Here is a 10,192-nt window from a genome sequence, read left to right as displayed (position 1 = left end):
CCAGTGAACTTAGTTGAAGGGGATAGCGTCTACTATGATGCGATGATGGGGCATGTACTTATTTCAGTCAGTGAAAACGATGCTCAAATACTCTGGGTAACGGCCAAGTAACCTAGTTATCTTGCTACCTTAAAGTGCTGTTCAATTTAATACTCTATGATTATTCGCAGATTAATAGCACTAATTGTTTCATTTATTATTAAGTATTCTACTTAAAATATCAGTTACTGCTACTAAAGCGTGTTGCAAAACAAGCAGATTAGCTTATTTTCTTAGCTGCGAGAAATTAATGCGAAATCAATTAAATATTACCGGTTATTTATTTTTTTAACCGCAAGTATTCTCTTTTTTTAAATTCGTTACGTCTGTTTTAGACATGAAAATGTCTTTTTTAGGTAAGCCGATATGTTCATCAAAACGGTACTCTAAATAGTGTGCTTTTCACCTTAACCAGTCACTATTTCAATAATGATAAGGAGATTGGCTTAGATTTTTAATTAACGATCAAAACAAACTTTAAAAATATTGTTAACGTAATTAAACCAATAAGAGAGCTTGATATGTGTTCAAATCATGGAAACAGAGGCGTTGTTTATACTGGCCCTGGAAGCGTTGAAATTCAGGATATTGCTTATCCTAAACTTGCCATTGGCAACAGAAAATGTGAGCACGGTGTTATTTTAAAAGTGGTTACTACTAATATCTGTGGCAGTGATCAACATATGGTGAGGGGTCGAACAACCGCCGAACCAGGCCTTGTTTTAGGGCATGAAATTACCGGTATGATCATTGAGAAAGGTAGCGATGTCGAATTTTTAGATATAGGTGACATCGTTTCTGTACCATTTAATATTGCATGTGGTCGCTGTCGTAACTGTCGTGAAGGCAATACAGGTATATGCTTGAACGTTAACCCTGGTCGCGCAGGTGCTGCTTTTGGTTACGTTGATATGGGCGGTTGGGTTGGTGGTCAATCTGAATATGTTATGGTGCCTTATGCTGATTTCAATCTGTTAAAGTTTCCAGATAAAGATCAAGCGTTAGAGAAAATTCGTGACTTAACCATGCTCTCCGATATTTTCCCAACAGGATATCATGGTGCTGTCACTGCTGGTGTTGTCCCTGGTGCTACTGTTTATATTGCTGGTGCAGGCCCTGTTGGCCTTGCCGCTGCAGCATCGTCACAGTTACTTGGCGCTGCTTGTGTCATTGTCGGTGACATGAACCCTGAACGCCTCGCTCAAGCCCGCAGCTTTGGCTGTGAAACCATAGATTTACGTCAAGATGCGACAGTACCAGATATGATCGAACAAATCTTAGGTGTGCCTGAAGTGGATGCTGCAATAGATTGTGTTGGTTTTGAAGCCCACAGCCACGGTTGTAGTCATCATAAAGAACAACCCGCCATTGTACTTAATACGATGATGGAGGTAACACGTGCCGGTGGTGGTATTGGTATTCCGGGGCTCTACGTAACTGGCGATCCTGGTGCCTCAACTGAAGCGGCTAAGACTGGCCAATTGAGCATGAACTTTGGTCTTGGCTGGGCTAAGTCACACTACTTTGTGACAGGACAATGCCCAGTAATGAAATATCATCGCAACCTTATGCAAGCTATTTTGTGGGATAAAGTTGACATTGCTAAAGCGGTCAACGTGCAGGTCATTTCACTTGACGGTGCCCCGGAAGGCTACCAAGCCTTTGATAGTGGCGCTGCGCAAAAATTTGTAATCGATCCTCACTCAATGGTTGTTTAACAAATTTGAAAACGGCACATGTAGTGTGCCGTTTTTTTGTATAAATAGTGCAGAAGTTTTTATCATTCACAGAGTCTTGTTCTTTTGACTCTGTTCCCTAAGTATCAATATCAACAGTTACCGCGCTATTAGCTGTTCATATAAAGTTTTTCCCCTGCATTGAGCAACACTTCAATCAAGACAAACATAACTCGTTGCCGATAAATCTAGCGATTATCTAGGTGATTTTCTCAGTTAAGCAATGAGTTAGACTACTTTGTTATACATTTAAGAATAGATTGCCTTTTTGCTCATAAACTCAGCATAGAATATAGGGGAGAGAAGCATGTCTAACCGGTAAAGTTAGCAAGCTAAAGTTCCGTAAAAGAAATATTTAAAGCGTTCTAATATGGTTTAAAACAAAAAGGCCTGAATAACGAATTATTCAGGCCTTTTATCAAACTTTCTTTACAGAAAATTGTACTTGAAATATTTCTATTTCTTAGCCAATTTTTCTTTGATACGTGCTTTCTTACCAGAAAGTTCACGTAAGTAGTAAAGTTTAGCTTGACGTACGTCACCGCGACGTTTCACTTCAATTGAGTCAACAATTGGGCTATGTGTCTGGAATACACGCTCTACACCAACACCGTTCGAAATTTTACGAACAGTGAAAGCAGAATGTAAGCCGCGATTTTTAACCGCAAGAACAACACCTTCAAATGCTTGAAGACGTGATTTATCACCTTCAGTTACTTTTACTTGAACTACAACACTGTCGCCTGGAGCGAATGCTGGTAGATCTTTTTTCATTTGCTCTTGTTCGAGCATATCAATAATTTTACTCATAATACCTTCTTCCTAGTGTGCACAGTCTAAGTGGTTTATTTCGCCTGCTTTTTAATTGAAGCAAGTGCTGTTTCCTGCTCAGCTGTCAGAGCTAGGTCATTTAATAGTTCTGGTCTTCTAGTCCACGTTCTAAGCAAAGATTGCTCTTGTCGCCATAAGCGTATGTGTTCATGATTACCACTAAGCAATACTTTAGGTACTGACATTTCATCTCCGTTAGGAGTAGTCATTACTTCTGGCCGAGTATAATGAGGACAGTCTAATAAACCGTTAGAGAAGGAGTCCTGCTCTGCTGATTCTTTATGTCCTAATACGCCTGGCACTAAGCGTGCTACAGCATCTATTACATTCATAGCAGGGAGTTCACCGCCACTTAGAATATAATCGCCAACCGACCACTCTTCGTCAATATCTGACGCGATTAATCGCTCGTCTATGCCTTCATATCTTCCAGCAATAAATACTAGTCGATCATGTTGTGCTAATTCATTTACGCCTTGTTGATCAAGCTTTCGTCCTTGCGGAGACAAGTAAATAACTTTAGCTTTCTTACCACCATTAATAGCAGCATCAGCATCTGCACTTTTACGTGCAGCAGCAATAGCATCTCGCAATGGTTGTACCATCATTAACATGCCCGGACCACCGCCATAAGGACGATCATCAACGGTGCGATGTTTATCATGGGTAAAGTCTCTTGGATTCCACTGCTGAAATTCAATCAACCCATTACGGATCGCTCTGCCTGTTACCCCGTACTCCGTGATAGCATTAAACATTTTGGGAAAAAGAGTAATAACCCCAATCCACATTTTGTTATTCTCTTTATCAGAGGTAGTGCTAGTCACAAGTTAAAAACCTGGATCCCAGTCAACACAAATTTGTTTATTTTCAAGGCTAACAGATTCAACAACTTGTTCGAAAAGATAAGGGATTAATCTTTCTTTTTTACTAAAGCCGTCATTTAAGTTAGCTTTCACAACCAGTACATCATTAGCGCCAGTTTCCATCATGTCTGAAACTACACCTAGGTCGTAACCTTTGTTAGTCACTACAGACATGCCTATTAAATCGCGCCAATAAAAATCATCTTTCGATAATTCTGGCAACGCTGCTTCATTGGTTAATATCTCAGAGCCGACAAATGCTTGCGCTTCATCTCTGTCATCAATACCCGCCACTTTCACAATTAGGCCTTTGTTATGCTTGCGCCAATCAGTTATTTCAACTGCTTGTGTCTTATTCCCTAATTTTAATGACCAAGGGAAATAGTCAAGTATGGCTTCAGTTTCATCAGTGAACGAATGAATTTTTAACCAACCTTTGATTCCGTAAACAGCGCCTACTTTACCCAAGATGATTTGTTCTTCTTTACTCACAAAATTCTCCTACTGCCTACTAAGCAATTAAGCCGCAGTTGCGTCTTTAACTAACTTAGCCACACGATCAGATACTGTCGCACCTTGACCTACCCAATGGGTAATACGGTCTAGATCTAAGCGTAATTTTTCTGCTTGACCTTGTGCTGTTGGGTTGAAGAAACCAACTTTCTCGATGAAACGACCATCGCGAGAGTTACGGCTATCTGCAACAACAACCTGATAGAATGGACGCTTCTTAGCGCCGCCACGAGCTAAACGAATGGTAACCATATCGTCCTCTATATATGTTAAGTGTAAAAACGGATTTTCCCAGACACTTCCTGCCAACGAGGGACAGAAAAGCTCGCGTATTTTACGCTTCTAGTATATTTTTACAAGCTTTATTTAGATATAAGAAAAGGAGCGATACAATAGGACGAGGGTAAATCAGTGAATTTATCATGAATACCGCAGTTTTATTGCCATGTAGGAGATTGTAAAAGTTGCTCAAAAGCTTCTGCAGAAACAGGACGACTAAAATGATAGCCTTGCATAGAATCAACATGATTTTCTGTCATAAACTCAGATTGCTTAACTGTTTCAACGCCTTCCGCTGTTATATGCAGTTTTAATTGTTTGGCTAATGCAATGATGCTTCTGGTAGCAATAATATCTCCGTTACTTAAAGGAATGTTTTTGATAAAACTTCCATCAATTTTTAATTTATTGAGCTTAAATTTAGCTAAGTGTTTTATCGACGAATATCCCGTACCAAAGTCATCAAGCGCTATAGATACACCTAAAGCACTCAACTCCCTAAGCTTCACTATTGATTGCTTTGCATCTTTCATCAGGGTGTTCTCTGTAAACTCTAATTCTAGATATTGAGGTGCTAAGCCTGATTCAGTAAGAGATGCAGAGACTGTACTGGCATAGTTTTTTATACCTAATTGCATGACGGACATGTTAATTGTCATGACAATACTGGAATAGCCCTGTTGCTGCCAAGTTTTATTTTGCATGCATGCTTGGGCAAGCACCCAATCACCTATTTTTGTAATCATGCCAATGTCTTCTGCTATCGGAATAAAGACAGCAGGAGCTAAATCACCAAGCAATTCATTATGCCAACGTAGCAAGGCTTCGACGGCAATAATCTCATTGCTGTGAGTTGAAATGATAGGTTGAAAGTGTAGGACGAATTCATCTCTTTTAATTGCACCACGTAATTGCTCAGCAATTTTCTTCTTGATATTCATTTGCTCATGTAGCTCTTTAGAGAAAAAAGCTAAACGATTACGGCCTTGTTCTTTGGCAAAGCACATCGCCGTATTTGCATGTTTAATTAGTTCTTTACCATATTCTCCATCATTCGGGTATACAGCAACTCCTACATTACCTGTGATGTAAACCTCTTGCATCGCAATACGGTAACACTTGGTCAACTTCGACAATACTTTATCGGCGAACAAATTAATATTGTCGCTGGGGTATACCGCCTCAAGTAGAATGATAAAATCCACTCCACTTATTCTTGCTAAAGTATCACCTGAACGAAGCTGGCTAGATAAACGTTTAGAAATTTGTAGCAGTAACTTATCCCCGCCCTCCTGACCTTGTTGAGCATTAACGGTTTGAAAGTTATCGATGCCAATATATAACACCGCGATTGAAGTATTGTTTCTTGCTGCACGTGATAACGCATGTTCTAAGCGATTATGGCAGAGTTCTTTATTCGGTAAATTAGTTAAAGTATCAAAAAAAGCCTGTCTTTTAATGTCTTCTTCAGCAACGAATTGTTGTCGAATTTTTCTACGTAAATATACACTGTAGCGAATTAATATAACCACAAAGCCAAAAACTGCAATACCAAAAATCGTGACCACATCGCCTAGCTGCCAAGAGTGTTGACCACTTGATAATTTCTGCACAAGTGCAGTGACATCGACAAATTGAGCTGACCACATAAGTACAGCAGTAATAAGCACAATAACCAAACTTTCAAAGACCATGGAAAAACGATTAAAAAAGCCCTCTTTTTTAGGCCCTCTCACTGACCTGCGAGTAATAGCTTTATTAACTTTATGTGTAGCCATTGAATAGATAACCTTAATGATACTAATAAGTACTTAATTAGATAGACGGCAATAGAGCATTTGCCCTTGAATCACTTTAATTGAGTAAGCGAATACTTAACATTTATGAAGATTTACAAGTTAAGTGATGTTAACGTGAGTATAGCTAGTTGATACGGAAATAACTTACCTCATGCCGACACGCTATATTTTTGCCTAACTTAGTTATGCGTGACATGATCTGCATTAATCTATTTGGCAATAGTCATATTTATAAAACAAAAAAAGCCGTAAATACGGCTTTTGATATGAAGTGAGTTTGTAATAAAACTAACGGCCGAACATGCCACCGCCACCGCCCATGCCGCCCATGCCACCACCGCCAGGTGGCATCATGCCTTGCATGCTACGCATCATCTTTTTCATTCCGCCTTTACCCGACATTTTTTTCATCATTTTTTGCATTTGAGTAAATTGCTTAAGTAGCTTATTTACATCTTGAATTTGGGTACCAGAGCCATTAGCAATACGACGCTTACGAGAACCTTTAATAATATCAGGACGTTCACGTTCACCAGGCGTCATAGAGTTGATAATCGCTTCCATTTGCACGGTAATTTTATCATCCATTTGATCTTTAATTTTATCAGACATGTTACCCATACCAGGCAACTTACCCATCATGCCCGTCATGCCGCCCATATTTTTCATTTGAACAAGCTGGTCACGAAAATCCTCTAAACTAAAGCCTTTACCACTTTTAACTTTTTTAGCTAATTTCTCTGCCTGCTTTCTATCAACTTTCTGCTCAATTTCTTCAACGAGTGAAAGCACATCACCCATGCCAAGAATACGAGAGGCAATTCTGTCTGGATGGAAAGGTTCAAGAGCTTCTATCTTCTCACCAACACCCATAAATTTAATAGGCTTACCAGTGATATGACGAATTGATAAAGCAGCACCACCACGAGCATCACCGTCGGTTTTAGTTAAGATAATACCTGTTAGTGGTAACGCATCGTTAAAAGCTTTCGCTGTATTTGCAGCATCTTGCCCCGTCATAGCGTCAACAGTAAACAAAGTTTCAATCGGGTTGATAGCAGCATGAAGCTGTTGAATTTCACCCATCATGCTTTCATCAATATGCAAACGACCTGCAGTATCGACTATAAGTACATCGAAAAAGTTTTTCTTAGCATGATCAATGGCGGCATTAGCAATATCAATAGGTTTTTGCTTGATATCACTTGGGAAGAAACCAACATTTATTTCTTCAGCTAATGTTTCAAGCTGCTTTATAGCTGCCGGACGATATACATCAGCACTAACTACTAATACTTTTTTCTTTTCTCGTTCTGTTAAAAATTTTGCTAACTTGGCTACAGAAGTCGTTTTACCTGCACCTTGCAAACCAGCCATTAATACAACGGCTGGCGGTGCTGCTCTTAAGTCAAGAGCTTCATTGACTTCACCCATGGCAGATTCAAGTTCTTGTTGTACAATTTTAACAAAAACTTGCCCAGGTGTGAGACTTTTAGAAACATCAGTGCCAACAGCTTTTTCTTTAACTTTAGCGACAAACTCACGAATAACAGGTAAAGCTACGTCAGCTTCAAGTAATGCCATACGCACTTCGCGTAAGGTATCTTTGATATTGTCTTCGGTTAAACGGCCACGGCCACTAATGTTTTTAAGCGTTTTACTTAAGCGTTCGGAAAGATTGTCAAACATGAAATACTCTAACAGCGAAAAATGGATAAAATTAATGCTGCTATTATACCCAAATATTTCTAAGATGCGACAGCAGATAGCTATATAGCCGTAATCATTCAAAGTGCGTGATTTCAGTGGGTACTAAAAATGTTTTAGCCAAGGCATTCATTTTAAACAATGGTTAATCCCTTGTTCAAATGAATAACGCCGGCTAAATCAATTTTAGCTCCATCGAAGAAGCGCTCAAGCACTCTGAAACATACATATTGATTGATAACGGGTATACATGTGGCTTAGTCACTATAAAAATGAATAAAATAGGCTTAGCGTTAACCGCTGTCATGGTATAGTAGCGGTGATTTTCTTTTAAGTCTCAGAGAGAGACCTAGGTATTTTATGGAACAGCTAACCGCCTTAACAATAAATTTTCTCAACTTAAGTGCTGAAGCCAGCCCTTGGCTATTATTAGGATTATTAATTGCTGGGCTAATGAAGGCTTGGGTGCCTAGTAAAGTATTGAGTAAACATTTAGGCCAAGGAAAACTTGCCATCATAAAAGCAGCACTTATTGGCGCACCACTACCTCTTTGTTCTTGCGGAGTTATTCCTGTGGCAACAGAGCTAAGGAGAAGTGGCGCTTCACCTTCTGCAACGTCTTCATTTTTAGTCGCAACACCAGAAACAGGCATTGATTCAGTATCGGTATCCTACGCATTACTCGGCCCTGTATTTGCTGTTTATCGACCCATTGCTGCAATTATGTCTGCAATCATTACCGGATTATTAGTTGCGACAATTAAAGATGAAGAGAAAAAAACAGTTGCAACTCAGCAACAAAACAAAAAGACAGGATGCTGCGGTAATCAAGAAAAAGTAAAAATAGAAGAGACAACTAAAAGCACATCGTCTTGTTGTGGCAATAAAAAAGCTACGCCTGTCATGACTGAAAACGCCTTTGTCAGCAAAACCAAACAAGGGGTTTATTATGCGGCAACTAAACTGATCGACGATATAATTATATGGCTGTTAATTGGTTTAATTTTTGCTTCAATAGTGCGAACTTTTTTACCTCAAGAGTTTCTATTAAGTTATGGCAGCGGTTTACCCGCTATGCTATTGATGATTTTGATATCAATTCCCATGTATATTTGCGCCACTGCTTCAACTCCTATTGCAGCAGGGTTTATTATGGCAGGGTTATCACCAGGGACAGCCTTAGTGTTTATGATGGCAGGCCCTGCAACTAATATTTCAACTTTAGGCGTTATTCGCCATGAGATGGGAACTGCGGTACTGATTAGATACCTACTTGGTGTGGCGCTGTGTGCAATTGGTTTCGCATTATTACTCGATTTTTCATTGAGTTTTTATGATATCAGCATTAGTGATCAAATGAAGCATAGCCATGAACTTTTACCCGAATGGTTTGGCTTAAGTTGTGCGGCACTCATAGCCTTTTTATCAATAAAGCCATTAAGGCGCTTATTGATAAAATAAGCTTCAGCTTTCTTTACTTTAAGTCAATACTTTGTGCTAATCACATGGCGCAAAAGATATTATCTGATAGAATCAATTTTTTAATGCATATTTTCAGTTTTTTTAGGGGTTTTAAGTGAATTTTTTGGTTATAGGTTCAAGTTTAGCATTCTTGCTTTATATACTTGCTACACTGGCAATCGTTACACGATTATTCCATCCTAAAGGACCGAATATCACCTTAGTTTTAAGTTTAGCTGCAGCGGCTATCATTGTGCATAGTTTTAATGACGGTTTGTTATTTTTCTCTCAAGACACAATTAACTTTAATTTACCCAATGTAATATCCTTAGTTAGCCTCATTATTACCATAACCGTTACCTTAGTATCATTGCGCTTTAAAGTGAATTTATTACTGCCAGTAATATATGGATTCACGGGGTTATGGCAATTAGTCATTCTTTTTATTCCACCGATTGACTCTATTCCATTAGTAGTAGAAAAAGTTATTTTACTAAGCCACATCACTTTCGCCCTAGTTGCTTATTGTGTTTTAATTATCGCGACTTTATATGCGTTCCAAGTGACCTATATCAATTTGAAACTCAAAAGTAAAAACTTGACCGCAGTGGCTCATTTACCGCCGCTTATGCAAGTGGAAAAGCAGCTTTTTAGTATATTAACCGTCGGCACTGCAATCCTATTTATCAGCCAAATCATTGGTTTTGTTTTTTTAGATGGTTTTTTAGCGAAAGAAAATGCGCATAAAACAATACTATCACTGCTGTCATTTGCCATTTATGGTTTAATTCTTTGGGGACATTTTGAAAAAGGTTGGCGTGGTCACAGAGTACTAGTATTAATGGTGAGTGCCAGTGCTTTACTAACTCTCGCTTATTTTGGCAGCCGATTCGTTAAAGAATTTATTTTATAAATAATCACTATTTATCGCCACTCTTGTCGCAGTCACACTGCTAGTATA

At 38.9% G+C, this 10,192-nt stretch carries 9 protein-coding genes; 3 read left to right on the top strand and 6 right to left on the bottom strand.

Annotated elements, in window-relative coordinates; genetic code table 11:
* Positions 1 to 560: 560 nt before the first annotated feature.
* Positions 561 to 1,757 (top strand): formaldehyde dehydrogenase, glutathione-independent, encoded by a 1,197-nt coding sequence (gene fdhA, locus ND2E_RS19080; protein ID WP_033092171.1) that lies wholly within the window; start codon positions 561 to 563, stop codon positions 1,755 to 1,757.
* Between the two features lie 474 nt (positions 1,758 to 2,231).
* On the opposite strand, the gene rplS is transcribed toward fdhA, so the two are convergent.
* From rplS to ffh, 6 genes are all read right to left on the bottom strand, one after another.
* The gene (gene rplS, locus ND2E_RS19085) at positions 2,232 to 2,585 is read right to left on the bottom strand and encodes a 50S ribosomal protein L19 (RefSeq protein WP_033092170.1); all 354 of its coding nucleotides are present in this window, start codon (positions 2,583 to 2,585) and stop codon (positions 2,232 to 2,234) included.
* A 35-nt stretch (positions 2,586 to 2,620) separates the two neighbouring features.
* Entirely contained in the window at positions 2,621 to 3,397 is a 777-nt protein-coding gene (trmD, locus tag ND2E_RS19090; protein ID WP_033092169.1) for a tRNA (guanosine(37)-N1)-methyltransferase TrmD, read from the bottom strand.
* Positions 3,398 to 3,436: 39 nt separating this feature from the next.
* On the bottom strand, positions 3,437 to 3,964 hold the full coding sequence (gene rimM / locus ND2E_RS19095) for a ribosome maturation factor RimM (protein WP_033092168.1): 528 nt from the start codon (positions 3,962 to 3,964) through the stop codon (positions 3,437 to 3,439).
* Between the two features lie 27 nt (positions 3,965 to 3,991).
* The gene (rpsP, locus tag ND2E_RS19100; RefSeq protein ID WP_011044805.1) at positions 3,992 to 4,237 is read right to left on the bottom strand and encodes a 30S ribosomal protein S16; all 246 of its coding nucleotides are present in this window, start codon (positions 4,235 to 4,237) and stop codon (positions 3,992 to 3,994) included.
* Between the two features lie 185 nt (positions 4,238 to 4,422).
* Positions 4,423 to 6,042 (bottom strand): putative bifunctional diguanylate cyclase/phosphodiesterase, encoded by a 1,620-nt coding sequence (locus ND2E_RS19105; protein WP_033092167.1) that lies wholly within the window; start codon positions 6,040 to 6,042, stop codon positions 4,423 to 4,425.
* A gap of 309 nt (positions 6,043 to 6,351) precedes the next feature.
* The gene (gene ffh, locus ND2E_RS19110) at positions 6,352 to 7,752 is read right to left on the bottom strand and encodes a signal recognition particle protein (protein WP_033092166.1); all 1,401 of its coding nucleotides are present in this window, start codon (positions 7,750 to 7,752) and stop codon (positions 6,352 to 6,354) included.
* Positions 7,753 to 8,130: 378 nt separating this feature from the next.
* Between ffh and ND2E_RS19115 the strand changes: the two genes are divergently transcribed.
* Both ND2E_RS19115 and ND2E_RS19120 read left to right on the top strand, forming a co-directional pair.
* Positions 8,131 to 9,231, top strand: coding sequence for an SO_0444 family Cu/Zn efflux transporter (locus tag ND2E_RS19115; protein ID WP_033092165.1), 1,101 nt, complete (start codon positions 8,131 to 8,133; stop codon positions 9,229 to 9,231).
* A 115-nt stretch (positions 9,232 to 9,346) separates the two neighbouring features.
* Positions 9,347 to 10,144 (top strand): cytochrome C assembly family protein, encoded by a 798-nt coding sequence (locus ND2E_RS19120; RefSeq protein ID WP_052056193.1) that lies wholly within the window; start codon positions 9,347 to 9,349, stop codon positions 10,142 to 10,144.
* Positions 10,145 to 10,192 lie beyond the last annotated feature (48 nt).

This window comes from Colwellia psychrerythraea, assembly GCF_000764225.1.
GTDB lineage: Bacteria > Pseudomonadota > Gammaproteobacteria > Enterobacterales > Alteromonadaceae > Colwellia > Colwellia psychrerythraea_D.
Note: the sequence above shows the minus strand (reverse complement) of the source record. Positions and strands in the feature narration are given on the sequence as shown.

Excerpts from the sequence above, each read along its gene's own strand:
- rplS (WP_033092170.1), bottom strand. The coding sequence starts at position 2,585 with ATGAGTAAAATTATTGATATGCTCGAACAAGAGCAAATGAAAAAAGAT.
- ffh (WP_033092166.1), bottom strand. The coding sequence starts at position 7,752 with ATGTTTGACAATCTTTCCGAACGCTTAAGTAAAACGCTTAAAAACATT.
- rpsP (WP_011044805.1), bottom strand. The coding sequence starts at position 4,237 with ATGGTTACCATTCGTTTAGCTCGTGGCGGCGCTAAGAAGCGTCCATTC.
- trmD (WP_033092169.1), bottom strand. The coding sequence starts at position 3,397 with ATGTGGATTGGGGTTATTACTCTTTTTCCCAAAATGTTTAATGCTATC.
- fdhA (WP_033092171.1), top strand. The coding sequence starts at position 561 with ATGTGTTCAAATCATGGAAACAGAGGCGTTGTTTATACTGGCCCTGGA.
- ND2E_RS19105 (WP_033092167.1), bottom strand. The coding sequence starts at position 6,042 with ATGGCTACACATAAAGTTAATAAAGCTATTACTCGCAGGTCAGTGAGA.
- ND2E_RS19115 (WP_033092165.1), top strand. The coding sequence starts at position 8,131 with ATGGAACAGCTAACCGCCTTAACAATAAATTTTCTCAACTTAAGTGCT.